Here is a 24,406-nt window from a genome sequence, read left to right as displayed (position 1 = left end):
GCCAAAGATGGTCGCCGTCATCGCCGTCGCCCGAAAGCTCCTCACCATCCTCAACGCCATGATCCGGGATCAGAAACCATGGCAAACCGCTTGACGCCCAACACAGTCGCTGAGGTGCGAGCGCAGCGAGCCTCGAAGGAGGGCTCCAGGGAGCGCGTAGCAGGCTGGAGGGCTCCTTCGAGGGCGACGCTACGCGCCGCCGCCTCAGGATGAGGTCGAGAGTTGGAGTCTCGAAAAAGAGACGTTCTCAATACTCCCAAAAGATCCGCTGCAACTCCTTGGTGTCCTGGGTCTTGGTCAGCGCCACGGCAGCCAGAATCTTGGCCTTGGCGGGGTTGAGATCGTGGGCGACCACCCAGTCGTAGGTGTCGTCGGGCTGCTCGGCGTTGCGCAGGACGAGGCCGTCCGGCACCCGCGAGGAGCGGATCACGATCGTGCCCTTCGAGCGGATGTCCTTGAGCTTGTCCACGAGGTAGCCGGGCACCGAGCCGTTGCCGGTGCCGCCGTTGACGATCGCCTTGGCGCCGGCCTGGACCTCGGCATCGTAGACGCCGGGGATCATATTGCCGGAGCCGTAGACGATGCCGACCAGCGGCAGGCTGTCGATCGTATCGATATCGAACTCGGAAGTCGTGTTGTGCCGCTTCGCCAGGGAGCGGACGAAATAGGTCTTGCCCTCGATCACCATGCCGAGCGGCCCCCACTGGCTGTAGAAGGCGCTCGGGACGACGTTGGTCCGCTTGTTCACGTCGCGGCCCGACTGGATCGTGTCGTTCATCGTGACGGTGACGCCCTTGCCGATCGCCTCCTTGCTGGCCGCCACCGTCACGGCGTCGAGCAGGTTGAGGGCGCCGTCGGCCGAGATCGCCGTGCCCGGCCGCATCGAGCCGACGACCACAATCGGCTTGTCGCTCTTCACCACGAGATCGAGGAAGAACGACGTCTCCTCCAGGGTGTCGGTGCCGTGGGTGACGACCACGCCGTCTACGTCGTCCTGCTTCAAGAGGGCGGACACCCGCTTGGCGAGCTGGACCAGCTGCGCGTCGGTGAAGCTCTCGGAGGCGATCTGGAAGACCTGCTCGCCGCGCACGTTGGCGATGGTGCTGACCTGCGGCACGGCCGCGAGCAGCTTGTCCACCGGCACCTTGGCGGCCGTGTAGGTGGCGCTGTTGGCCGCGTCGGCACCCGCACCGGCGATCGTGCCGCCGGTGGCCAGGATGACGACGTTCGGCTTCTTCACCGCCGCCGCGTTGCTGGCATCCGTCATCTCGCGGGCGCGGAGCGGAGTCGCCCCGAGCGTGCCGGCCAGGACCAGGGCCAGGGTCGCTCCGCGCAGGGCATGGGCCGCGCCGCTTCGGCAGGAGATCATCGGGGATCCTTGAGATCTGAAGGTGGGTCGCGAGTCGGGCTCGCGGGCAGGGATCGTAGACCCCGCCCGGCGGGAGGCAAGTTTCGTGCAGGGACTCCGCTGGCGACCGGATCCTTTTCGTAAGCTTAGGCGTTGCCCTGTGACGCCGTTCGTTCGGAGGTAGACCCCCATGCTGCATCTTGCCGGCCTGCTCGACGAACTCGATCGAAGCGAGCCCGCGCGTGCCGCCATGGCGATCCTCGAATCGGCCCTGGCCCGCCGGTCGGTCGAGGAGCAGACCGCGTTCTGGCGCGCGGTCGACCTCTACTACGTCTCGCGCAAGGCCCCGCCGGAGCCCGCGGGCGGGATGCTGGGCGCCGCGCCGCAGATGGCCGCAGCCGTTTAGACGGCGCGATTTCAGACTGCGATGCTGCGTTCGGCAATCTCGGATTGGTCCGTACGCTGCGCGGACGCGCGTCGCCGTGAATCCGTCTCACGCGCGCCTCAGGAGGTCGCGTACGACTTCACCGCATCGCCGCCCCGCCCCGCCGCCCGGTCGAACAGGCGGTTCAGGTAGCCGCGCGTCGGCCGCTCGATCAGGAACAGGCTGGCGATCCCCAGGGCGATCGCCGGCATGACCAGGGCCTTGCTGAGGCGTCCGCCGATCGCCTCGTGCAACACGTAGAACGGCTGCTGCCACAGGTAGATCGAATACGACCAGGCCCCGAACAGCAGGAGCGGCGTCGAAGTCAGGCCCTCGCGCATCATGGCCGGGGCGATGGAGATCGACGCGACCGCCGCGGCCAAAAGCGCGGTGCCGAGGCTGTACTTGATCGGATCGGGCACGAGGTCGACGTTCAGCAGCAGGCCGGCCAACAGCAAGAACGCGGGTCGCCAGGACGGCTTCTGGCGCATCGGGTCGTTGCGGACGAACTTCAGATAGGCCGCCGCCCCGAGCAGGATCGACGCGCCCCGGACATCGCTGCGCCAGTACACGTCCGTATAGCCGCCGCCGATCGCGGTCGAGACCACGCCGTTCAGGCAGGCCAGGGCCGCCAGCGCGGTGATGACCGGCAGCAGCGGGAAGCCGAACCGACGCCAAGCGAGCGCGGTCAGGCCGAGCAGGATGTAGCTATGCTCCTCGACGCAGAGCGACCAGATGTGGTCGACATTGGGTACCTCCGCGAACCACAGGTGGTAGTAATTGTAGGTCAGCGTCAGTGCCGCGAGGCAGCCGACGATCTGGCTGTCATGCCGCGAGGCAAGGGCGAGAACGCTCATCGCTAGCACAAAGCAAGTCAGCGCCGGATAGATGCGCGACGCGCGGCGGACGAAGAACGTCTTCAGCGGGGCGTCGCGCACGAACAGGATTTCGGCCATCAACCGGCCGCTCAGGACGAAGAACAGCTCCACCCCGAAGCGGCCGAGATTAATCCCGTGGGTGGTCCCGAAATGGCCGACGAGCACCAGCAGGATCGCGCACCCGCGCCAACCATCGAGCACGGGAAGGTGACGGGGGGGCATGGGGCGCCTGTCGAACTTGACGTTGCGCGACTCCTGGGCCGGGCTCCCCTGCGGCGCCGAGATGGCATTAAGGTGTAGGACAGACGCACGGCCCCATCCGGAATCTCCAAAGGCGTAGATCGGCGGGCACTTCCCTCAGCCCGAGGGCGCGCCGCGCAGTGATACCTTCAGGTTTGCCGGTGGATCAAAACACCGAGATCAGCACGATCCCAGCCGCCATCAGCAGGCCGCCGATCAGCCGGCCGATCCCGGCGCGGACACGTTTCATGCCGAGCCAGCCGAAATGGTCGATGGCGATGGAGGTGAACAGGTTCGCAGTGATCAAGAGGCCGTTGAACGCGCCGGCCCCGACCTTGTCGACGAACAGCAGGCCGGCGAACACCGCCACCGCCCCGGCGATGCCGCCGAGCGCGCCCCACCACGGCACCCGGGCCACGTCCGCCCGAGCCGGCAGCGGCGTTGGGCGGACGAGGAACACGAACAGGAAGACGAGCGCCACCGGGATGAACGACACGGTGGCGGCGAGCCAGGGGTTCACCAGGGCGCCGCGCAGCTGCGCGTTGAGCACCACGCCAACCGCCTGGAGCGAGCCCGCGACCAGGATGAACGGGTAGAGCAGCCGGGCCATCAGGCCGCCCTTGCTCGAATCGGCCTTCTCTTCTTCCGATTTGGGGCCGGTTGCGCGGGCAATGAACACGATGCCGACCACCATCAGCAGGCCGCCGAGCCACGGCATCGCCTTGAAGCCCCCGGCCTTGAGGCCGAACAGCCCGAGGCTGTCGAGCGCCAGCGAGGTCAGGATGTTGGCCGTGATGGTCAGGCCGTTGAACGGGCCGGCCCCGACCTTGTCCACGAAGGCGAGGCCGCCGAACACCGCCACGGCGCCGGCGACGCCGCCGAGCGGCGCGTACCAGGGCATCGAGCCCAGGGTCTGCAGCGTCGGCAGCGGGGTCGGCATGGTGAAGAACAGGATCGTGAACACGATCACGATCGGCGTGAACGAGTAGGTCGCCGCTAGCCACGGATTGACCAGCGCGTCGCGCAGACGCGCATTCATGGAATTGCCCAACGCCTGAAGGGCACCGGCGACCAGGATGAAGGGATAGAGCAGAGCGGCGTTCAAAGGTGTGGTCTCCAGGCGTGAAAGGGCGAGGCAGTTTGGGGTAGCGTCGTCCCGGCGACCGGAGACTGCGCTCTCAGACGAGCAGCAGGGCTCCGAGCGCGAGAACGAGGGCGGGCGGCATCACCAGCAGCCCGAGCTTGAGGAACTGCCAGGCCGACACGTCCTCGCCCTCGCGACGGATTGCCGTGAGCCACAGGATCGTGGCGAGTGAGCCGGTGACCGACAGGTTCGGCCCGAGATCGACGCCGATCAGGATCGCGCCTGCGACCTTGTGCGAGACCTCCGCGGCCTGGACCGCGGCACCGGCGAGCAGCCCCGCCGGGAGGTTGTTCACGAGGTTGGTGCCGAAGGCGATCAGCGCGCCGCCGGCCCAGGCGGTGGCGGCGGGGTCGGCCTGCGCGTAGCCCTTCAGCGTATTGGCCAGCAGGGTGAGCACGCCGGTCTTCTCCAGGGCCTCGACCAGCACGAACAGGCCGGCAACCAGCGGCAGCACCGCCCAGGACACGTCCTTGACCACCTCGACCAGGCCGCCGCGGTTCAACGCCACCACCAGCAGGGTCGTGGCGAGGCCGGCCACGAAGGTCGGCAGGCCGAGCTCGATGCCGGCGGCCGAGGCCCCAATCAGCGCGCCCGCGGTGGCGATGATGCCGAGTCCGGCGACCTTGCCGCCCATCCCCAGGCTCGGTGTCTCGACTTCGGTCTTGATGGTCTGACCTTTGAGCCGGGCGTTCTGGGTCAGCCGCAGCACCGCATAGGTGGCGACGATCGCCAGCAGAGACGGCAGCGCGAAGGTGGCGAGCCACTGGCCCAGCGGCGGCATGTCGGTGGCGAACACCACCAGGTTGGCCGGGTTCGAGATCGGCAGCACGAAGCTCGCCGCGTTGGCGATGAACGCGCAGATGAACAGGTAGGGCAGGGGCTCGGCGTCGGCGGCCTTGGCGGCGGCGTAGACCGCCGGGGTCAGCACCACCGCGCAGGCGTCGTTGGAGAGGAACACCGTCACGACGGTGCCGACGATGTAGATCAGCAGGAACAGCCGGGTCGGCGAGCCCTTGGCGGCGCGCACGGCGAGGCCGGCCAGCCAGTCGAACAGCCCTTCCTTCCGGGCGATCTCGGCGAGCAGCATCATGCCGACGAGGAACAGGTAGACGTCGGTGCCCTTGGAGACGCCGTCGAGGGCGACCTGCCAGGGCAGGAGCCCGAGCACGACCAGCAGCGCGGCGCCGAGCACCGCCCAGATCGCCTCCGGCCATGAGAACGGGCGCACAATCACGCCCAGGGTGGCGAGCGCGGCGATGCCCCAGGTCGCCAGATTCGGTGTCACGGTCAGTCCAGCGAACACGATCAGATATCTCCCCCCGGAGTCGTGGTGACGATCACCACTTGCGGCCGTAGCGGTTGGGCCCGAGCTGGTCGCCGCGCACGCCCTTGCCGACCCAGGATTGGATCCGGCCCGCGTCGCTACCAGGTTTTTGCGGCATCGGCGGCAACGCCGCGCTGTCCGAAAAGGCGATCACCGGTTCGATCACGTCGGTGTCGACGTAGTCCGGACCGTGGCCGGGCCAGCATTCGTGCACCGCCTCGACCTGGATGCTGCGCCCATTCCCTTCCCACAGCAGGGCGGCCTCGTAGCAGCGCGAATCCGGATCCCGCTCCATCAGGACCCAGGGGCCGGTATCGACGCGGCAATGGACGTAGCGCGGCGGCGCGTCGGACAGCACGACCGCCCGGACGGTGATCCGTCCCTCGGCGTCGAGATCCATGCCGCAGTTCTCGGGCGTGGTCGGCCGCGTGGCGACGCGCCGGTCCGCCGGGCTGGTGATCAGCACGAACGGCGCGGTCCGGTCCAGCGCGCGGAAGCGCCAGCTCGTCACCGGCCCGTCGATCGCCGCCACCGCGTAGCCGACCGAGCCGTCCTCGTTCTGCCCCACGGAGCGCGCGGCCGCGTAGAGGGTTCGGCCGTCCGGAGCCAGCTCGTTGTAATGGGTGTGGCCCATCTCCACGAGGCGGACACGGTGTGCCCAAAATAGGCCGGCGATATCGAGGCGGTCATCCGGCTCGCGCAGGTCGTCCGGGTAGGCGTGCATGAACACGGCGCAGGGAATTTTGTCGGCGCGTGCACCCGTGAGCTGTTCGTCCAGCCATTGCGTCTGAGGTCCGCCAAGCCGGAAATCGAGGCCGATGCCTTTCCGGCCGAAGCCGGGGCTGACCATGTCGACGAACAGGCAGCGGACGCCCTGGATATCCTTGCCATCGCAGTAATGCGGGATCGGCAGGACCGGCCAGGTCTCCGGGCGAAGATCCGGGCATGTGGCGGGCGGCGGATGCGGATTGTCGACGGGTGGCTGATCCAATTTCCAGATCTTCGGCTTCGGCAGCCGGCCGCCCAGGCTCGCCGCGAAAGCGTGGAAATCATCCATCCGGCCGTGCTGGCGATCATGATCGCCGGGGATCAGCCGCAACGGCAGCTTCTTGTGCCGGTCCAGTGCGTCCTTCAGAATGTGGTATTCCGAAGCGTAGCCGTTTTCCGCCAGATCGCCCGGCAGGTAGACGAAGTCGAACAGGTTCTGCGGGGCGATCGTCGCGATCTGGTCGAGGATCGCGTTCAGGTCGATGACATTCTGGGCTTTCGCGTCTTGCAGGTGCAGATCGCCGACATGCAGAAAGACGAGCGGCCCGCGCAGTGGCGCGGCGTGGGGTTCGGTCTCGGACATCGGGGCGATTCCGTCTTCGGCGCGGGTCAAGCGCTCGCCGGCAGGGCTGGGGGCAAACCGGAGCCGCTATCCGGAGTGCCGGTCGCGGCCTCCCCGTCCCGGGTCTCGGGCATCAGCGTCAGGTAGAGGACGAAGCCGAGCCCGGCGATCGCCGCCAGTGATAGGAAGGCGGTCGAATACCCCGCCGACACGATGATCAGCCCGGCCAGCGTGGCGCTCACCGAGGCACCGACCCCCTGGGCGGTGGCGACCGCGCCCTGCGCCGCGTTGAACCGCCCGCCACCCCGGGTCAGGTCGGCCACGACGATCGGGAACAGGGCGCCGTAGATGCCGGCCCCGACGCCGTCGAGGAGCTGGACGCCCACCAGCCAGAACGGGTTGTCCGATAGGGTGTAGAGCACGCCGCGCAGCGCCAGCACGCCGAAGGCCGCCAGAAAGATCGGCTTGCGCCCGATGATGTCGGCGCGGGCGCCGACGAAGATCGCCACCGGCACCATCACGCATTGCGCCGCGACGATGCACACGGCGATCAGCGACGTCGCGTGGTCCTTGCCGGAGAGATGCGTCAGCAGCTGGCCAACCGAGGTCAGCATCGCGGCGTTGGACAGGTGGAAGATCGCGCAGAGCACCGCGAACAGCATCAGCGGCTTGTTCTGCAGCAGCGTGGCCAGGCCGGACGGTTGTTCGTCCGCCTTGGCCTCCGCCTCGGTCATGCCCCGGGCGAGGTCGTCGTCGATGGAATCGGCCGGGACCATCAGCATCGCGCCGATCGAGAGCGCGGCCAGCACGCCCATCAGCCAGAACACCACGATCGGCCCGAAGAAATAGGCCAGGCCGCCGGCGATCGCCGCCGAGGCGGCGTTGCCGGCATGGTTGAAGCCCTCGTTGCGGCCGATCCGCTTGGCGAACATCTTTGGGCCGACGACACCCAGCGTGATGGCGGCCAGCGCCGGCTGGAAGATCGTGCCGGCGACGTGGGCGATCGACTGCGTCGCCGTCACAAGATAGAAATTCGAGATGAACGGCAGGATCAGGCAGCTCACCGTCACCGCGATGGCGCCGCCGATCACCACGGCGCGCTTGTGGTTGGTGGCGTCGATGAGCGCGCCGGCCGGCGTCTGCGCGACCAGGCCGAGGATGCCGGCGACGGTCATCACCAAGCCGGTGGTGGCCTCGTTCCAGCCCTGGTCCGGTCCCCGGACGGCGATCAGGTAGATCGCGAGATACGGCCCGAGGCCGTCGCGCACGTCGGCCAGGAAAAAGTTGAGGGCGTCGAGGCCGCGCAGGGCTTTGGTGGAGGGCGTCCGGACGGTCGCGCCGCGCGCCGCCGCCCCGCTGTCGGTCCTGTCCATCTTGCCCGGGCCCCCGCACACATGTCGTCGCGGCCGAACCCGATCCGGGCCAGCACACGACGAGCTTGACGCCGGCTCAATCCATCGGTTCCCTGGAATTGTTCAAGAACGCATACACCGGCGCAATTCCCAGGCGGGTGAGTGGTTTACCCACCCTCTGAATCGACCGATGCGTCGGGATTTACGACATCGACCGTCGCTTCTGCGGACAGATCCGCCCCGGGGACGGCCAAGCCGTAGCGCTCGATCTTGGCGTAGAGGAGCTGGCGCTGGATCCCGAGGCGGCGGGCGGCCCGAGCCCGGTTTCCGTCGGCCTCATGAAGCGCGGCGGCGATCATGGTCCGCTCCAGCCGGGCCACGGCGCCGGGCAGGTCGCCCGCCAACCAATCCGCTGGCAGGTCGAGCGTGACGCCGTCCTCTTCGCGCGGTGAGGCGGGCCGCTCGGTCGGCAGGTCGATGGCGTCGGGTGCGATCACGCCGCAGCGCACCAGCACCGCGGCGCGCTCGATGACGTTGCGCAGCTCGCGGACATTGCCCGGCCAGCCATAGGCCAGCAGCCTAGAGGCAGCCCCAGCGCTGAGCCGCTTGCCCGAGGGCCCGAGGAAATGCTCCGCCAAGGGCACGATGTCGGCGAGCCGCTCGCGCAGAGGCGGCAGCAGGATCGGCACGACGTTGAGCCGGTAATACAGGTCGGCGCGGAACAAGCCGCCGGCCACCAGGGCCGGCAGGTCGCGGTGGGTTGCGGCGATCAGGCGGACATCGACCCGGGTCGACCGGCCGCCGAGCGGTGTCACCAGGCGGTCCTGGATCACCCGCAGGATCTTGGCCTGCATCGGTGGGGGCATGTCGCCGATCTCGTCGAGGAACAGCGTGCCCCCCTCGGCTTGGTGGAAGGCGCCGGCCCGGTCGCCGACCGCCCCCGTGAAGGCGCCACGGACATGCCCGAACAGCTCGCTCTCCAGAAGGTCGGGCGGGATCGCCGCGCAGTTGACCGGCACGAACGGCCGCGCCCGGCGGGCGGAATAAGCGTGCAGGGCCCGGGCCACCTCCTCCTTGCCGGTGCCGGTCTCGCCCTGGATCAGCACGGTGGAGTCGGTGTCGGCCACGAGCCCGATGGTCTTCTGGACCCGGCGCATGCCGACACTCGAGCCGATCAGGCCGATTTCGGGATCTCGGTCCCCGGGATACGGCTTCGCGGTCGACAGCATCGCATTGAGGACTGCGGCGAGGTCGGCACGGCCGACCGGCTTGGTCAGGTGGTCATGGGCCCCGAGGCGCATCGCCTCGATCGTGTTGGCCGGGCTCGCATAGGCGGTGAGCACCGTCACCGGCGGCCGGTCCGGCAGGGCGCAGATCCGCGCCAGGGTCGCCATGCCGTCGAGGTCGCCGGGCATGCGCAGGTCGAGCAGTATCGCGGCCACCGGACCCTCGCGCAGGCGTGCCAGGGCCTCCACGCCGGAAGCGGCCGGCAACGGCGTATGGCCGAGATCGGTCACGGTCTCGGCAAGCCCCTCGCCCAGGGCGGAATCGTCGTCGACGATCAGGATGGTCGCCATGGCAGGTCCAGCACGAAAGTGGTCTCGGGCGCATCGTCGATCAGCCCGACCGTACCGCGATGCGCCAGCGCGATCTCGCGCACAATCGCGAGGCCGAGCCCGGTCCCGTCCGGCCGGCCGGTCATGAACGGCTCGAACAGGCCGGGGCGGACCGCCGGGGCGATCCCGGGGCCGGTGTCAGCCACCTGCAGGTGCAGGCGCACCGCGCCGTCGACGGTCACTCGCGCGGCGCCGAGACGGACCCGGCCCCCCGCTTGCGTGTGCTGGAGGGCGTTGAGCAGCAGGTTGTCGAGGGCGCGGGCGATCTGGGCGCCGTCGATCTGCGGGCGGTCCGCGCCCGGCAGCGCGTCGGCTTCGATCGCGATCCGCACGCCGCGCGCGCTCGCCAGATCCTCGTGCAGGCGCGCGCAATCGCCGAGCAGGGCGACGATGTCGGTTGGGATACGGGTGAGGGTGCGGGCCTGCGTCAGGTTGAGGAGGTCGCGCAGCAGGTGATCGACGCGGGCGATCTGGCCGAGCACGCTTTCCAGCGCCACCGTGGCGCGGCCCGGATCGCCGCTGACCAGGGCGTTCTCGGCCTTCAGCCGCATCGCCGCGATCGGGTTGCGGATCTCGTGGGCGATGCTGGCCGCGAGCCGGCCGACGGCGGCCAGGCGCTCGGCAGCGACCATCCGGGCCCGGGCCTCCCGCAGGCGTCCGCCCGCGGCGTTGAGGGTTTCGACCAGGCGGTCGAGTTCGCGCTCGCCCGTGGGGTCGAGATGCGGCAGGTCTTCGCCGTCCGGCCGCGGCGCCGCCAGGGCGGTTTCGAGCCGGGCGATCCGGCCCGAGAACCCGTACAGGAACCACCCGAGGAACGCCGCCGAGCCCAGCACCGTCACGGCCAGGAACCCGAGGCCCGCCAGGAAGCGCGTATAGGCCGGGCCGTCGTTGACGTGGGCGCGGCCCATGGTCCAGGCGGTGAGCCCTGCTTCAGGCCCGTGCAGGGGGCAGCCCTGGACCAGCAGCACCTGCGTGCGGCTCGGCCGGCGGACCGACACGGCGTGGTCGACCCGCAGGGCCTGGGCGTTCACGCCCGCGATGCTGTCGCGCTCGGCCTCGGGGAGGTCGGTCTTCGGCCCGGTGCCCTCGTAGGTCGGGTAGGCGTAGGCCACCGGCCCGTCCGCGGCGCTCCAGACCCCGCCCTCGATGCCCGGATAGAGGTCGAGTGCGGCACCGACGGTGGGGCCGAGCTCGGCGCGCGCGACGCCGCCCTTGCTGCGCCGCGCCAGGGCGGCGTAGCGGTCGATGATCTCCCGGCAGGCTCGCCCGACCGCGACCTCGGCCTGGGCGACCTGGACCGTTGTCGACTGGCTGTAGAAGCCGAACATCAGGTAGGCGGTGGCCGCCGCCGAGGCCAGCAGCAGGACCCACAGGGCGAGCAGCCGGGCGCGCAGGCTGTAGGCCGTCACGGATCAGGTTCCTCCGGGGGCTGAGCGCCCCGGACTAAGCGGATATCCGGGTGGGCAGGCTGTGGAAACGGTGGCAGAGTCCATCGGGATCGGAATCGGCCGCTGGACCGCGCGGCGATTGCGCGCTTCTGTCGGATCGTTCTGCAAATCCGCTGCCGGAGACGGATCGTGTCACAGTCCCTCGTCGACCGGGCAGCGCTCGACGAACTTGCAGGTGTCATCGGCACCGAGAAGCTCGCCCGCCTGCTCGACCGCTTCACCACCAGCCTCACCACGGCCTTCGATGGCGCGGACCGGGCGGAGGCCGACTACGCGCGAGAGGCGCATACCCTTGTGTCGATGTCGGGCATGCTGGGCTGCGCAGACCTGTCGCAGGCCTGTCGGGACTTCGAACAATCCGCGAAGCTCGGCGGCGACGTCACGGCGCGGCTCGCGGTTCTTCGAAGCCTGCGCGACCGGACCGTCGCGGCCCTGCGCGATCTACGCGAAGATACGCAAGCGGCCCGGTAGACCTCAGCCAGCCGTCACGGCAGCCAGCGGCGCCTCGAAGGTCAGCACCGCACCGGTGGGCGGGTAGTTCAGCTGCGCTGTCCCGCCGAAGCTGTGGGCGAGGCTGCGGGCGATCAGGCGCGTCCCGAACCCGGTGCGGGTCGGCGGGCTGACCGGCGGTCCGCCGATCTCCTCCCAGCGGAACCGCAGAGCGGCACCGTCGCCGGCGCCCGCAACGGACCAGGTGATCACCACATGTCCGGAGGGGACGGAGAGCGCGCCGTACTTGGCGGCGTTGGTGCCGAGTTCGTGCAGCATCAGCGCCAGGACCATGCCGTGGCGCGGGCCGAGCGTGAGGTCGGCGCCCTCGACCCGGAACCGGCCCGAAACCCCATCGCCGTGGAGCGAGACCGCGCCTTCGACCAGCCCGACCAGGGAGGCCGCCGCGAACGAGCCTTGCAGCAGCACGTCATGGGCCTGGGCGAGCGCCAGCAGCCGGGCGGCGAGCGCCTCGCCCGCGGCCTCCAGCGAGCCGGCGTTGCGCAGGGTCTGCGCGGCCACCGCCTGGACCATGGCCAGGGTGTTCTTCATCCGATGGGACAGTTCTTGCATCAGCAGAGTCTGGCGTGCCTCGGTGAGCTTCAGCTCGGTGATGTCCCGGGACGCCGCCAGGATCCGCTCGGGGTGGCCGTGCCGGCCGCCGACCGGCGTCACCGCGATATCCCACCATGTCACCGACCGGCCAGTCTCGAGCTTGGCTTGGAAGCGGCTCGTCCCGCCGAGCCGCGCCTTGCCGAGCGCTGCTGCGACCGCGGCCCGGTCCTCCGCGCGGGTCCAGACGTCGATCCACGGGCGCCCGATCGTGTCCGCAGGGTCCCGGCCGCTGAGGCTGGCCGGACCGTTCTCGCCCGCGGTGATCAGGTGTCCGTCGCGATCGAGCACTTCCAGCACGTCGGCGGCGACCTGAAGCATTCCGGGAGCGGTCAGCTCACCGGCCCAGGACGGCGTGGACCACGTCTCGATGCGGCCGGATTCATGCCGATCCAGCGCGTGCGGTCCCGTGGCTTGAAACGGCCCGCGGCCGAGGCGCCCGGCCTCCACGCGGCTCGCGGCCTCGATGATGCGGCCGAGCCGCCGGCTGCGCTGCCGTTCCGAATCCGCCTGACCGGTCGCCTGCATCAGCAGGGCCCGCAGGCGCATGTTCTCCGCTTCGAGCGCGGCGAGGCGCCGGTCCGTCCCGTCCGCCCGCGGCAACACGAGGCCCGCATCCATCGCCCGCCCCCCTGTGTCAGCGTCTACCCCCGCGGCGCGTGCGCCGTGGAAGACCCACCGAACACGAGGCGCGGCGACGCGATGTCGAGGCTCGGAGACGCCGGCGGATCGAACCGCTTCTGGTGGCGTGCTCCGCTCGCGGTCTCGCGATTCGAAGGGTCCGTCACGCTAACATGCAATTTCTGATAATCAAACGAACTGTGTATTCGTCAGCGCCCGCCAACTAGAAAGGCCGGTCCGGACGAATACGAAATACGTCACTTGTTTCGCATCAGCAGCACCAGCCAGCCGACGCCGAGGATGAAGATCACCAGGCCGATCGAGACGAAGACCGGCGTGCCGAGGTCGATCAGGCGGGGTGCCAGCTGGGTGGCGAAGGCTGCCACCACCAGGGCGACCGCGACCCGGGCGGCGGCCCGCTCGATGCCCCGGGTGACCTTGTCGAGGCCCTTGATCTCGATCTCGACGGTGACGCGGCCCTGCTTGAGCCGCACCAGCATCAGGTGGATCAGGGTCGGCAGCTCGGAGGCGGCGCCGTAGAGGCCGACGCCCAGAGCCTCGGCCTTCTGCTTGAGGGCGCCGAGCGAGAACTGCGTCTGCATGCTCGCCTTGACCGTCGGGCCGGCGGCCGCAAACAGGTCGAAGTCCGGATCGAGGTGGCGCATCACGCCGTCGGCGGTGACCAGACCCTTGAACAGGATCGCCAGGTCGGTGGGCATCGCGAGGTCGTTCTCGCGGGCCATGTTCATGAAGTCGGTGAGCACCAGCCCGAGATTGAGCGGGATCGAGGAATGGCTCTCCACGAAGGACGTGGCCGAGACCTGAAGCTTGGTCAGGTCCGGGTTGCTGGTGCCGGTCCAATCGAGCAGCACGGCCATCAGGCCGTCAGCATCCTGCTTGAGCATGGCGCCGATCAGCACCAGCAGTTGCGAGCGCCGCCGCTGCGACAGCCGGCCGATGATGCCGAAATCGATGAAGCCGATGCGGTTGCCCGGCATCGCCAGCATGTTGCCGGGATGCGGATCGGCGTGGAACACGCCCTCGATCAGGGCCATCTGCAGGAAGGCGTCGGTGCCCTTCTGGGCCAGCAGCTTCTTGTCGAGGCCGGCCGCGCGGAGCGCCGCCTCGTCGTTGGGCGGGATGCCGTGGATGAAGTCCTGGACCAGCACCCGCTCGGAGCAATATTCCCAGTGGATCTTCGGGAACACGATGTCGTCGCGATCCTGGAAGATCTGCGCCAGCAATTCGCAGTTGCGCGCCTCGTTGAGCAGGTCGAGCTCGCCGTTCAGGCCGTCGGCCAGATGGCGCATCTGCTCGCGCGGCTGGTAGCGGGCCATGTCCGGCCACTCGTTCTCGACGATGCGGGCGCCGTGTGCCATCAGGCGCAGATCCGCCTCGATGATCTTGCGCAGGTTCGGCCGCAGCACCTTGACGATGACGTCCTCGCCGGAGTGCAGTCGCGCCCGGTAGACCTGCGCGATCGACGCGGAGGCGATCGGGTTCATGTCGAATTCGGCGAACACCTCGTTGGGCGGGGCGCCGATATCCTCCTCCAATTGCGGGCCGATCTGCTCCCACGGCACCGGCACGACCTGGCTGTGGAGCTTCTGCAACTCCTCCGTCCAGGCCGGCGACAGCAGGTCCGGCCGGCTCGCGAGCACCTGCCCGAACTTGATAAAGGTCGGGCCCAAGGCCTCGATCGCCCGGCGCATGCGCTCGGGCTCGGACAGCCGGGTGACGTCGACCCGGGGACGGCGGCGCGGCAGCAGCGGCAGGTAGCGCAGCCCGAGGCGGTCCACGACGCGGGTGACGCCGAAGCCGATCAGGATCGACGCGATCTCCGACAGCCTCTGACGGTCGCGGGCGGCAACGAAGGCTGTCTTCAGCATGAAGGGGGCGATCCGTTCGGACACGATTGGGCGTCCGGACAGCACGAGCATAAGGACTTTTTTGCGGTCGCGAAGTCCGGGACACCCCTGACGGCGACAATAGGGCCGCCGAGGGCGCCAGCGTACGGGTGTTACGTTCGCGGCGCTGCCGTCGGCAGGGGCACAGCGACCGCAGGCCGCCGCGCATCCCCGAAGCGGGCATTGACCACGAGCAGCGTCACCACCACGGCCGAGAGCGCGAGCGCGGCCAGGAAGTACAAGCCGGCCTCGAAGCTGCCGGTGGTCTCACGGATCCAGCCGACCATCGAGGGGGCGACGAAGCCGCCGAGATTGCCGATGCAGTTGATCAGCGCGATCCCACCCGCCGCCGCGCTGCCGCTCAGGAACACGGAGGGCAGCGCCCAGAACGGCGCCTTGGCGCCGTAGAGCCCGGCGGCGGCAAGCGCCATGAACGCCACCGCCCAGAGCGAGCCCGTGGCGAGACCGGCGAGCGCCAGCCCGGTCGCCGTGAGGCCGAGCGCTGCCGCCAGGGTGATCCGACGGTCGTCGTAGCGATCGGAGATCCAGCCGACGGTTAGGCCGCCGACGACGCCGAAGACGTAGGGGACGGCGGTCATCAGGCCGGTCTGCATGTCCGACAGGCCGGTGCTCTTCAGGATCTGCGGCAGGAAGAACGCCAGGCCGAGATTGGCACCGGTGTTGGCGAAATAGATGAACGACAGGGCGATCAGCCGCGGGTCCGAGAGGGCCGCCCGCAGGCTGGTCCCGTGGGTGCCGGCAACGCTGCTCTGCTCGGAATCGATCAGGGTCTGCAGGGCGGTGCGGTCGGCGGGGGCGAGCCACAGCGCGTCCTTGGGCCGGTCCGGGATCAGGGCGAGGAACACGAAGCCGAACAGGGTCGTCGGGATGCCCTCCAGCAGGAACAGCCATTGCCAGCCTTTGAGGCCCATGGCCCCGTCGAGCTGCATGATCGTGGTCGAGAGCGGGGCGCCGATCGCGAGCGAGACCGGGATGCCGACCGCGAAGGCGCCGAAGATGCGGGCGCGATACGCCTTCGGAAACCAGTAGGTCAGATACAGGATCACCCCCGGGTAGAACCCGGCCTCGGCCGCGCCGAGCAGGAAGCGCAGGATCAGGAAGCTGGTCGCGCCCTGCACGAATACCATGGCGGCCGAGAGCAGGCCCCAGGTGATCATGATCCGGGCGATCCAGCGCCGTGCGCCGACCTTCTCGAGGATCAGGTTGCTCGGCACCTCGAAGATGAAATAGCCGATGAAGAAGATCCCTGCGCCGAGCCCGAACACCGCCGGGCCGATGCCGAGATCGGCGTTCATCCGCAGGGCCGCGAAGCCGACATTGATCCGGTCGATATAGGCCATGACGTAGCCGATGAAGAGCAGCGGCATCAGCCTGAAGAACACCTGCCGGACGATCCGGTCCTGTTCGCTGGCGACCATGGTGTCCTCGCTTTTGGGGTTGTTTTTTGCTGGCCGTCATCGCGAGCGAAGCGACCCGGTGCAGCGCGCGAGCCGCGAACGATGCGTGTCCCTGGTTCGCTTCGCTGCGCTCGCGAGGACGGTGGAGGCGTCCCGGGCCTTCTTAGAAAGCGGGCTCGAGACCGCTGGCGCGGTAGGCCTCCGCCGCCTCCGGCGTGGTCAGCCCGGCCAGGAAGCGAAGGGCGCCCTCACGGTCAGACGCGCCGCGCAGGATCGCGGCTGCGAAGGTCGTGACCTCTTGCACCGGCTCCGGGAACGGCCCGACCACCGCGATGCCCGGCACCACCATCAGTTCGCTGATCTGCTGGACCGCGATGTCGGCCTCGCCCGAGACCAGCTTCTCCGCCGTAAAACCCTGCGGGATGATCGTCGCCCGGGCGTTGACCGCGTCTTCGAGGCCCAGCCGCGGCAGCAGGCCGGCGAAGTAGATCCCGCTGGCGCCGGTGCGCGAGTAGGCGACGGAGCGGGCCTCGACCAGCGTGCGCTTGAGCGCCTCGACGCTGCCGATATCGGGATGCGCCGCCCCGGCCTTCACGGCGATGCCGTAGCGGGAGCGCACCACGTCGATCCGGGTCTCGGGCTCGATCTTATCGGCGGCGATCAACCGGTCCATGGCGTCGGAGAGCACGAACACCGCATCGGCGGTCTCGCCAGCCTCCAGCGCCTTCATGATCACCGCGGTGGGCGCCCAGTCGATCGCCGCCCGGCCGCCCGCCGCCGCGAAGGCGGGGACGACATGGGCGTCGAAGGCGCCCCGCACCACCAGGGCGCATTTCAGGTTCGTCGCGCGCTGCTCGTCCGCCATGCCGGTTCCCATCGTCTCGGATGCTGCGATCACCGGGCGGTCGGCTCGGCACGGGAATAGTCGAGGGCGGTGAAGCCGCCGCCCTGGTAGCGCTCGATCACCGGGTTGCCGCTGGTCTTGCCCTCCAGCGCCGGCGCGTAGGAATCGGCGCTGTCCTGCGGCGCCCAGCCGATCGCGTCGCGGTCGTCCCGGCGCCACCAGGTCATCCGGCTGTTGTTCGAGGCGCCCCAGATCACCACCGATCCCTTCGGCCCGAGGCTCCGGGCCAGGGTGGCGCGGCTGACCAGGCGGGTCATGTCGGGGTAGGACAGCCAAGTGGCCAGCATCCGGGCGTCGGTCGGCTCCGGGAAGCAGGAGCCGATGCGCAGGAACACGCTCTCCACGCCATGCTTGTCCCGGTACAGGCCGCCCATCAGCTCGCCGTAGGCCTTGGACAGGCCGTAATAGCCATCGGGAGCGAGCGCGCAGTCGTCGTCCAGGACTTCGCTGCGTTCATGGAACCCGATTGCGTGGTTCGAGGATGCGAACACCATCCGGGCGCCCTCCCGCCGGGCCGCCTCGTAGGCGTGGTAGAGCCCGCGGATGTTCGGGCCGATCACGGTCTCGAACGGATGCTCCACCGAGATCCCGCCGAAATGCAGGATCGTGCCGCAGCCTTCCGCCAGCCGCAGGATCGCCGGGCCGTCCTCCACGTCGGCGAGCTGGAAGCGTGCGCCCTCCGGCAACGGGTCGGGGAAGGGTACCCGGTCGGTCAGGCGCAGTGTCCAGCCCTGCGCGCCGAGCGCCTTCGTCAGCACCCGCCCGAGGGCGCCGGAGGCACCGGTGAGCAGGACGGGCTTTTGCGGGATCGTGTCGGTTGGGGCGCTCATCGGGTTCGCTCCGGGATCAGGCGGTCTTCACCGCGTTGAGGGGCGGGGCCGCCTGCGGGCTGTGCGGGCGCCTCACGAAGATCGCCATCGCGACGACGCCGGCCGCGGCGATCAGGGCGGCGATGACGAAGGCGCTGGCGTAGCCGCCGAGATACTGCACGGCGAATCCCGTGGCGGTCGGCCCGATGATGCCCGAAATGTTGCTCAGCAGGTGGATGAAGCCGCTGACCCCGCCGACCCGCGCCTCCGGCACCAGCTCGTGGATGGTCGCCCAGCAGGATTGCACCGAGCTCGTCAGCATCAGCACCGCCAGCGCGATCAGCGAGACTGCCACCGCGGCGTTCGGGGCGGCGTTGACGGTGATCAGCGCGACGCCCGCGATGGCGAGCGGTACGATCGTGGTGATCTTCCGGGCCGCCAGCTTGTCGTCCATGCGCTTGTACAGCAGGTCTGCGACGATGCCGCCGCCGACATAGCCGACGAAGCCGCAGGCCCAGGGGATCGAGGCCACGAACGCCATCTGCTGCACCGGCATGTGCAGGGCATCGGTGAGGTAGCTCGGGAGCCACGAGAGGAAGATGTACAGGGTGTAGTTCACGGCGAACATGCCGAGCCCCAGCGACAGCGTGCTCGGCAGGAACAGGTAGCCGCGCAACGACCGCTCGTGGTCGGAGGCGGCGAGGTGGGACACGGCCCGGCTGCGCTCGACGAGTTCGATCTCTTCCGCCGACACCCGGGCATTGTCCCGTGGGCGGTCGGTCATCAGGATCCGCCACGCCACCACCCAGAGCAGGCCGACGGCGCCGATGGCGACGAAGGCCACCCGCCAGCCGTACTGGATCGCCAGCAGGCCGACGACGGGCGCCGCGATGGCGCTCCCCACGGTCTGGCCCGAGAAGGTGAAGCCGATCGTCCGCGCGGTCTCCTCGCGGGGAAACCACGTGGTGATGGTCCGGTTCGTGGTCGAGTTCATCGGCCCCTCGGCGAAGCCGAACAGGGCGCGGACCACGAACATCTGGGTGAAGCCGGTCACCGCGCCGGTGAGCATGCACAGGACCGACCAGGCGGTCGCCGCCCAGGTGTAGACGCTGCGCGGGCCGTAGCGGTCGGCGAGCTGGCCGCCCACGAAGGCGAACAGGGCGTAGCCGAAGAAGAACGTGCTGAAGATCACCCCCAGCTCGGACGGCGACAGGTTAAGATCCTGCTTGACGAAGGGCGCGGCCACGCCGAGCGCGGCGCGGTCCATGTAGTTGATGATCCCGGCGATGAAGAGCAGCGTCGCGATCAGGAACCTGTATCGTTTGGCAAACATCGGGCTTCCTCCAGGATCATCATGTTTTTGTTTTGTATTTTTACAGGAACGCGATCGTGCACGGGCTCGGGCTCCGGCGTGAGCCTGTCTGGGTGAGGTCGCCGCTGCCCGGGTCGATGGCGAATTCGACCAGGCTGTCGCCCTGCTCGTTGGCGACCAGCAGGTGGCCTCCGTCCGGCGCCAGCGTCATGAAGCGCGGGTCCCGCCCGCCCGATGGCGTCCAGCCAGCCGGTTCGAGGCGGTGGCCGTCCACGCGGAAGCGCGCGATCCCGTCCTGGCCGCGGTTCGAGGCGTAGACGAAGCGTCCGCAGGGCGTGACCACGATCGCCGCCGCGGTGCTGGCGCCGAAGAAGTTCGGCGGCAGCGTCGGGGCGAGGTGGAGCGGCGTGAGCGTCCCGGCTTCCGCATCCCACCGGCAGGTCGCAACCGTGGATTCCAGCTCGTTGACCAGGAAGGCGATGGTCCCGCCGGGATGGAACGCGATGTGGCGCGGCCCGGCGCCCGGCCGCAGAGCGGCCTCGGAGACGATTTCCAGGCGGTCGCCGACGAGCCGGAGGACGAAGACGCGGTCAAGGCCCTTGTCGGGCACGAGGATATGGCGGCCGTCCGGCGACAGGACGACATGGTGCGGGTGGGCGCCGGCCTGCTCGGTCCGATGCGGGCCGGGCTCGCCCGGCATCGGCAGCGCCTGCACGGCCGGTTCCAGCCCGCCATCGGGGCGGAGCGGCATCATCGCCACCGAGCCGCTGGCGTAATTGGCCACGATCAGGAACCGACCGCTCGGATCGATCGCCTGGTGGACGCTGTTGGTGCCGCCGGTCTCCGCGCTGCCGAGGTTGCGCAGGGAACCGTCCGGCGTCACCGCGAATGCGGTGGCCGCCGCGCCGTCACCCTGGACGGTGTAGAGCACGGCGCGCCTGGGATCGGTCACCAGGAAGGACGGATTGTCCAGCCCGTCCACCCGGTTGAGATGCGTCCAGCCCGCGAGCCCGGCCCCGACCCGGTAGATGTCGACGCCCTGGCCCCTTGCCCGGCGTCGCGCGGTGGTGAAGCAGCCGACGAAGGCGAGGCCGAAGGGCGGGCGGGGCGCGTCGTCGGTCATGCCGGTCTCCGGGTCAGGTCCGCCGCGGGACGCGGCGCAGGAAATCCGGGTTCAGCTCGGACAGGCGGTTCACCCCGATCAGCGCCATGTCGCGGTTGAGCTCCTCCTTGAGGATCCGCATGGCATGCTCGACCCCCGCCGCCCCGCCGAGCGCGGCGCCGAACATGAACGGCCGGCCGAGCAGGACGAAGTCGGCGCCCAGCGCCAGCGCCTTCATCACGTCGGTGCCGCGGCGGATGCCGCTGTCGATGATGATCTTGAGGCTGCCCTTCCGGGCGGCGATCTCCGGCAGCACGTCGAGGGGTGCGATGGCGTGGTCGAGTTGGCGCCCGCCATGGGTCGACAGGATGACGCCGTCGGCGCCGCAGTCTTTCGCGATCTCGACATCCTCAGGGGCGAGCAGACCCTTCACCAGGAGGTTGCCGGACCAGCGCTTGCGGATCGCCTCCAGGTTCTTCCAGGAGAGCTGGTCCCGGGCGATGGTGTTGCGCACCGCCCCTTGCGACATCATCGGCGGGCCGCGGGTCGCCTCGGTGTTCTCGAAATGCGGGGCGCCGTGCTTGAGGAAGGTCCGGGCGACGGTGCCCAGCAGCCAGCGCGGGTGGGTCGCGCTCTGCCACGCGACCTTGGGCGTGACCTTGATCGGCATCGAGAAGCCGCTGCGGGTGTTGTGTTCGCGGTTGCCCAGGGTCGGGGTGTCGGCGGTCACCACGAAGGTCCGGTAGCCGGTGGCCGCCACGCGGTCGAGCAGGCGGTCGATCCGGGTCTGGTCGCCCGGCAGGTAGCCCTGGAACCAGGCCTGCGGGTTCTGCGCAAAAACGTCCTCCAGCTTGATCAGCGAGGAGGCGCTGAGGATCATCGGCAGGTTCATCCGCCGCGCCGCTTCGGCCAGGACGATGTCGCCCCGATAGGCGATGAACGCGGCCCCGCCGAGGGGCCCGACCCCGAAGGGAGCCGCGTAGGTGTGGCCGAACAGCTCCGTACTGGTGTCGCGCGCAGAGCTGTCGCGCATCAGCCGCGGCAGGAACGCGTAATCGGCGTAAGCCCCGCGGCTATGGGCCAGGGCGGCTCCGGTCTCGGCGCCGCCGGCCACGTACTGGAAGATCATGTGCGGCAGGAGCCGCTTGGCGTGGCGCTCGAAATCGTCGAGCGCCAGCAGGTCGCGGAACCGGTAGGGCGTGACAGCGTCGCTGCGCTTGAGGCTTGTGACCAGGGCCTGCGGGCCTGCGATGCCCGGCGCCTCGGCATCGGCCTGGTCCACAATGGCCGAGTCGCGCCCCGTCGCCACTGTGCCGGAAGCCGGCTGGTCGAACGTCGCCATCCGTTCCTCCCTGGATTCCATCCAGCCCGGATCCCCCCGGGCTGGACAGCGTTTTGAAAGCGCTTTCAGATAGCCAGCATCGCCAGGCAGTGTCAATATACTGCCGGTCCGTGCTGCGAACAGCGATGCGGGCGGTGTTCGCCGAGGAGAGTCGGATTTCAGTGCTGGACGTGCCGGAAGAGATCCTCGAACCCCTGTCGCGCAGCCCCGTGGCGCGGGATGTGGCCCATCGCGCGGGGGTCTCCACCGCGACGGTGTCCCGGGTGTTGAACGGCTCGGCCGGGGTCCGGGCCGACAAGCGGGAGGCGGTGATGCGGGCCGCCCAGGATCTCGGCTTCGTCGCCAACGGTGCCGCCCGGGCGCTCTCGACCCGCCGGTTCATGGCGGTGGGCGCCGTGGTGCCCAACATCGAGAACGAGGCGTTCGTGCGCGTCCTGTCGAGCTTCCAGGAGCGGCTGCGTCAGGCGGGCTACACCCTGGTCGCGGCCAATGCCGGCTACGACCTCGAGGACGAGCTGCGCGAGGCGACCTTCCTGCTGGAACGCGGCGTCGACGGGCTGATGCTGGTCGGCGACATTCACCATCCGGATCTCCATACGCGCATCGCCCGGCACGGCATCCCGATGGTGCAGACCTTCAGCCTGTCGCGCGAGCGCCCCTGTGTCGGCTTCGACAACGCCGCCTCCGCGGCCCGGGCAGCGAATTACCTGATCGATCTCGGCCATCGCCGCATCGGCGTGATCTCCGGCCTGCGCAAGGACAACGACCGCGGCGGCGCCCGCGTCACCGGCATCGCCCAGGCGCTGGCGGCCCGCGGCCTGACGCTCGCCCCGGAGCACGACATCGAGATCTCATACGGCATCGGCGGCGGCCGCGACGGCTTCCGCCAGATGCTCGCCGGCGGCCCGCCGCCCACCGCGATCATCTGCGGCACCGACCAGATCGCCTTCGGTGCGATGATCGAGGCCCGGGCCCGGGGGCTCGACGTGCCCGGCGACCTCTCGGTGATCGGCCACAACGATTCCGACTTCGCGCCCTTCCTCGATCCGGCGCTGACCACGATCCGGATTCATTCCGCCGAGATCGGCCACGCCGCCGGTGACCACCTGATCGCCCGGATGCAGGGCCGCCCGGTGGTGCGCCTCACCCAGATCGACGCCGAGCTGATCCTGCGTGCCAGCACCGCGCCCCCGCGGAAACCGACCCTCGACTGAGGTGGATCGGAGATATCTTGCCACCGCTTTGAAATCGCTTACAAGACCGTCAACGGCGACCGGACGCCGAACGGCGCCACATCCCGGGAGACAGCATGGCCCCCCGCATCGTCCTTCTGCACGCGACGCCGGTCGCGATGGCTCCGATCCAGGCCGCCTTCACGGAGCGCTGGCCCGAGGCCGAGACGGTCAACCTGCTGGATGACGGCCTGTCCCTCGATCGGGCCAAGGAGCCCGGCGCGATCTCCGAAGGCATGATCGACCGGTTCGTCCGGTTCGGGCGCTACGGCCACGACATGGGCGCCGACGGCATCCTGATCACCTGCTCGGCCTTCGGGCCGGCCATCGACCGGCTGAGCGAGACCGTGCCGGTGCCGGTGCTCAAGCCGAACGAGGCGATGTTCCGCGCCGCCATCGCGCAGGGGCAGCGTATCGGCATGCTGGCGACCTTCGGCCCCTCGATCGGCACCATGACCGACGAGTTCGAGGAATTCGTCGGCCAGGCCGGCCGGCCCGCGACCCTGCGCACGATCCTGGTGGACGACGCCATGGCGCGCCTGCGTGCCGGCGACGCCGAGACCCACAACCGGCTCATCGCCGAGCGCGCGCCGGAGCTCTCCGAGTGCGACGCGATCATGCTGGCGCATTTCTCGACCTCCCGGGCGGCCGAGGCGGTGCGCGCCGCCGTCGCTGTCCCGGTCCTGACCGCACCCCACGCGGCGGTGGACCGAATGCGCGCGATGATCGAGACGGCTGAGAGGGCCTGACCCATGAAGCTCGGTGCCTTCTCCGACCGCCTGAGCGGCCATTGCGGCTTCCTGTTCACGGAGCTGCCCCTGCCGGAGCGGTTCGCCGCCGCGGCCAAGGCCGGGTTCCGGGCCGTGGAGCACCCGAACCTGTTCGCGACTCCGGCCCGGGAGGTGGCGGGTTGGCTCGATCGGGCCGGCGTGCCGCTGGTCCAGACCGGGTTTCCGGCCGGCGACGCGTCCAAGGGCGAGAAGGGCTTCGCGGCCCTGCCGGACAAGGTCGCCTATTACCGCTCCACCATCGCGCCCACCCTGGATTACGTGGAGCAGCTTGGTTGCCGCATGGTCCACCCGATGGCCGGTGTCCGGCCCGCCGGGGTCGAGGACGTGCGGCTGTGGGACACCTATCTCGACAACCTCGCCTTCGCGGCCGACGCCGCCAAGGCGCGCGACATGACCGTGATCGTCGAGCCGATCGGCCCAGGCTCGATCGCCGATTACGTGATCGACGATCCGCTGAAGGCCGTCGAGGCGATCCGGGCGATCGGTCGGGACAACGTCAAGCTGCTGTTCGACGCCTATCACTGTGTCTGCCTCGGTCACGATCCGGCGGCGCTGATCCGGGCGCACGCGCCGCTGATCGCCCATGTCCAGATCGCCGACGATCCGGGCCGGCACGAGCCCGGCACCGGCACCATCGCGTTCGAGCCGATCTTCGAGGCCCTGGAGGCGGTGGGCTATGCCGGCTTCGTCGGTTGCGAGTACCACCCGGCCGCCGGCACCGAGGCCGGCCTCGGCTGGATGCGGGCGGCCTCGGGGTAGGGCC

Annotated in this window: 21 protein-coding genes; 5 read left to right on the top strand and 16 right to left on the bottom strand. The window is 69.6% G+C overall.

Features of this window, described 5'->3' with window-relative positions; all coding sequences use genetic code 11:
- Window positions 1-247: 247 nt before the first annotated feature.
- Window positions 248-1,369 (bottom strand): type II asparaginase, encoded by a 1,122-nt coding sequence (locus MKL09_RS12595; RefSeq protein WP_244020532.1) that lies wholly within the window; start codon window positions 1,367-1,369, stop codon window positions 248-250.
- A gap of 169 nt (window positions 1,370-1,538) precedes the next feature.
- On the opposite strand from MKL09_RS12595, the gene MKL09_RS12590 reads away from it, so the two are divergent.
- Complete coding sequence (locus MKL09_RS12590) at window positions 1,539-1,754, top strand: hypothetical protein (protein ID WP_244020530.1); 216 nt, start codon at window positions 1,539-1,541, stop codon at window positions 1,752-1,754.
- 98 nt (window positions 1,755-1,852) lie between these two features.
- On the opposite strand, the gene MKL09_RS12585 is transcribed toward MKL09_RS12590, so the two are convergent.
- The 7 genes from MKL09_RS12585 to MKL09_RS12555 form a co-directional block, all read right to left on the bottom strand.
- A complete protein-coding gene (locus MKL09_RS12585) occupies window positions 1,853-2,872 on the bottom strand; it encodes an acyltransferase family protein (protein WP_244020529.1) in 1,020 nt (339 codons plus the stop codon).
- Window positions 2,873-3,056: 184 nt separating this feature from the next.
- The gene (locus MKL09_RS12580; RefSeq protein WP_244020528.1) at window positions 3,057-3,995 is read right to left on the bottom strand and encodes a DMT family transporter; all 939 of its coding nucleotides are present in this window, start codon (window positions 3,993-3,995) and stop codon (window positions 3,057-3,059) included.
- 73 nt (window positions 3,996-4,068) lie between these two features.
- Complete coding sequence (locus MKL09_RS12575; protein WP_244020527.1) at window positions 4,069-5,337, bottom strand: arsenic transporter; 1,269 nt, start codon at window positions 5,335-5,337, stop codon at window positions 4,069-4,071.
- A 34-nt stretch (window positions 5,338-5,371) separates the two neighbouring features.
- On the bottom strand, window positions 5,372-6,709 hold the full coding sequence (locus MKL09_RS12570; protein WP_244020526.1) for a metallophosphoesterase family protein: 1,338 nt from the start codon (window positions 6,707-6,709) through the stop codon (window positions 5,372-5,374).
- A 26-nt stretch (window positions 6,710-6,735) separates the two neighbouring features.
- The gene (locus MKL09_RS12565) at window positions 6,736-8,061 is read right to left on the bottom strand and encodes an MFS transporter (protein WP_244020525.1); all 1,326 of its coding nucleotides are present in this window, start codon (window positions 8,059-8,061) and stop codon (window positions 6,736-6,738) included.
- 146 nt (window positions 8,062-8,207) lie between these two features.
- The gene (locus tag MKL09_RS12560; protein WP_244020524.1) at window positions 8,208-9,617 is read right to left on the bottom strand and encodes a sigma-54-dependent transcriptional regulator; all 1,410 of its coding nucleotides are present in this window, start codon (window positions 9,615-9,617) and stop codon (window positions 8,208-8,210) included.
- The gene (locus MKL09_RS12555) at window positions 9,602-11,065 is read right to left on the bottom strand and encodes a sensor histidine kinase (RefSeq protein WP_244020523.1); all 1,464 of its coding nucleotides are present in this window, start codon (window positions 11,063-11,065) and stop codon (window positions 9,602-9,604) included. Before MKL09_RS12555 ends, MKL09_RS12560 begins: the two co-directional genes overlap by 16 nt.
- A 168-nt stretch (window positions 11,066-11,233) precedes the next feature.
- On the opposite strand from MKL09_RS12555, the gene MKL09_RS12550 reads away from it, so the two are divergent.
- On the top strand, window positions 11,234-11,575 hold the full coding sequence (locus MKL09_RS12550; RefSeq protein ID WP_244020521.1) for an Hpt domain-containing protein: 342 nt from the start codon (window positions 11,234-11,236) through the stop codon (window positions 11,573-11,575).
- 3 nt (window positions 11,576-11,578) lie between these two features.
- On the opposite strand, the gene MKL09_RS12545 is transcribed toward MKL09_RS12550, so the two are convergent.
- From MKL09_RS12545 to MKL09_RS12510, 8 genes are all read right to left on the bottom strand, one after another.
- Window positions 11,579-12,826: a sensor histidine kinase gene (locus MKL09_RS12545; protein ID WP_244020520.1), complete on the bottom strand. Its 1,248-nt coding sequence runs from the start codon at window positions 12,824-12,826 to the stop codon at window positions 11,579-11,581.
- A 257-nt stretch (window positions 12,827-13,083) separates the two neighbouring features.
- Window positions 13,084-14,715 carry an ABC1 kinase family protein gene (locus MKL09_RS12540; protein WP_244020518.1) on the bottom strand — a complete coding sequence of 544 codons (1,632 nt, stop codon included), beginning with the start codon at window positions 14,713-14,715 and terminating at the stop codon, window positions 13,084-13,086.
- Window positions 14,716-14,846: 131 nt separating this feature from the next.
- Window positions 14,847-16,172, bottom strand: a complete 1,326-nt coding sequence (locus MKL09_RS12535; RefSeq protein WP_244020516.1) for an MFS transporter — start codon at window positions 16,170-16,172, stop codon at window positions 14,847-14,849.
- A gap of 142 nt (window positions 16,173-16,314) precedes the next feature.
- Complete coding sequence (locus MKL09_RS12530) at window positions 16,315-17,049, bottom strand: molybdate ABC transporter substrate-binding protein (protein ID WP_244020515.1); 735 nt, start codon at window positions 17,047-17,049, stop codon at window positions 16,315-16,317.
- Window positions 17,046-17,885 (bottom strand): NAD-dependent epimerase/dehydratase family protein, encoded by an 840-nt coding sequence (locus MKL09_RS12525; RefSeq protein WP_244020514.1) that lies wholly within the window; start codon window positions 17,883-17,885, stop codon window positions 17,046-17,048. Before MKL09_RS12525 ends, MKL09_RS12530 begins: the two co-directional genes overlap by 4 nt.
- Before the next feature lie 16 nt (window positions 17,886-17,901).
- Window positions 17,902-19,197 carry an MFS transporter gene (locus MKL09_RS12520; protein WP_244020513.1) on the bottom strand — a complete coding sequence of 432 codons (1,296 nt, stop codon included), beginning with the start codon at window positions 19,195-19,197 and terminating at the stop codon, window positions 17,902-17,904.
- A gap of 40 nt (window positions 19,198-19,237) precedes the next feature.
- Entirely contained in the window at window positions 19,238-20,299 is a 1,062-nt protein-coding gene (locus MKL09_RS12515) for a lactonase family protein (protein WP_244020512.1), read from the bottom strand.
- A 13-nt stretch (window positions 20,300-20,312) separates the two neighbouring features.
- Window positions 20,313-21,620, bottom strand: a complete 1,308-nt coding sequence (locus tag MKL09_RS12510; RefSeq protein WP_244020511.1) for an alpha-hydroxy acid oxidase — start codon at window positions 21,618-21,620, stop codon at window positions 20,313-20,315.
- 125 nt (window positions 21,621-21,745) lie between these two features.
- Here MKL09_RS12510 and MKL09_RS12505 point away from each other — a divergent pair, with 125 nt between their 5' ends.
- The 3 genes from MKL09_RS12505 (at window position 21,746) to MKL09_RS12495 (ending at window position 24,402) form a co-directional block, all read left to right on the top strand.
- On the top strand, window positions 21,746-22,834 hold the full coding sequence (locus MKL09_RS12505) for a LacI family DNA-binding transcriptional regulator (protein ID WP_244020510.1): 1,089 nt from the start codon (window positions 21,746-21,748) through the stop codon (window positions 22,832-22,834).
- Window positions 22,835-22,929: 95 nt separating this feature from the next.
- Window positions 22,930-23,601, top strand: coding sequence for an aspartate/glutamate racemase family protein (locus MKL09_RS12500; RefSeq protein ID WP_244020509.1), 672 nt, complete (start codon window positions 22,930-22,932; stop codon window positions 23,599-23,601).
- A gap of 3 nt (window positions 23,602-23,604) precedes the next feature.
- Window positions 23,605-24,402 (top strand): hydroxypyruvate isomerase family protein, encoded by a 798-nt coding sequence (locus MKL09_RS12495; protein ID WP_244020508.1) that lies wholly within the window; start codon window positions 23,605-23,607, stop codon window positions 24,400-24,402.
- Window positions 24,403-24,406 lie beyond the last annotated feature (4 nt).

The organism is Methylobacterium sp. J-048 (assembly GCF_022829515.1).
Taxonomy (GTDB): Bacteria; Pseudomonadota; Alphaproteobacteria; order Rhizobiales; family Beijerinckiaceae; genus Methylobacterium.
This window is presented reverse-complemented; position numbering and strand designations above follow the sequence as displayed.

Coding starts and splice junctions, on each gene's coding strand:
- MKL09_RS12595 (WP_244020532.1), bottom strand. CDS start 1,369: ATGATCTCCTGCCGAAGCGGCGCGGCCCATGCCCTGCGCGGAGCGACC.
- MKL09_RS12590 (WP_244020530.1), top strand. CDS start 1,539: ATGCTGCATCTTGCCGGCCTGCTCGACGAACTCGATCGAAGCGAGCCC.
- MKL09_RS12585 (WP_244020529.1), bottom strand. CDS start 2,872: ATGCCCCCCCGTCACCTTCCCGTGCTCGATGGTTGGCGCGGGTGCGCG.
- MKL09_RS12570 (WP_244020526.1), bottom strand. CDS start 6,709: ATGTCCGAGACCGAACCCCACGCCGCGCCACTGCGCGGGCCGCTCGTC.
- MKL09_RS12565 (WP_244020525.1), bottom strand. CDS start 8,061: ATGGACAGGACCGACAGCGGGGCGGCGGCGCGCGGCGCGACCGTCCGG.
- MKL09_RS12560 (WP_244020524.1), bottom strand. CDS start 9,617: ATGGCGACCATCCTGATCGTCGACGACGATTCCGCCCTGGGCGAGGGG.
- MKL09_RS12545 (WP_244020520.1), bottom strand. CDS start 12,826: ATGGATGCGGGCCTCGTGTTGCCGCGGGCGGACGGGACGGACCGGCGC.
- MKL09_RS12540 (WP_244020518.1), bottom strand. CDS start 14,715: ATGCTGAAGACAGCCTTCGTTGCCGCCCGCGACCGTCAGAGGCTGTCG.
- MKL09_RS12535 (WP_244020516.1), bottom strand. CDS start 16,172: ATGGTCGCCAGCGAACAGGACCGGATCGTCCGGCAGGTGTTCTTCAGG.
- MKL09_RS12525 (WP_244020514.1), bottom strand. CDS start 17,885: ATGAGCGCCCCAACCGACACGATCCCGCAAAAGCCCGTCCTGCTCACC.
- MKL09_RS12520 (WP_244020513.1), bottom strand. CDS start 19,197: ATGTTTGCCAAACGATACAGGTTCCTGATCGCGACGCTGCTCTTCATC.
- MKL09_RS12515 (WP_244020512.1), bottom strand. CDS start 20,299: ATGACCGACGACGCGCCCCGCCCGCCCTTCGGCCTCGCCTTCGTCGGC.
- MKL09_RS12510 (WP_244020511.1), bottom strand. CDS start 21,620: ATGGCGACGTTCGACCAGCCGGCTTCCGGCACAGTGGCGACGGGGCGC.
- MKL09_RS12505 (WP_244020510.1), top strand. CDS start 21,746: ATGCGGGCGGTGTTCGCCGAGGAGAGTCGGATTTCAGTGCTGGACGTG.
- MKL09_RS12500 (WP_244020509.1), top strand. CDS start 22,930: ATGGCCCCCCGCATCGTCCTTCTGCACGCGACGCCGGTCGCGATGGCT.
- MKL09_RS12495 (WP_244020508.1), top strand. CDS start 23,605: ATGAAGCTCGGTGCCTTCTCCGACCGCCTGAGCGGCCATTGCGGCTTC.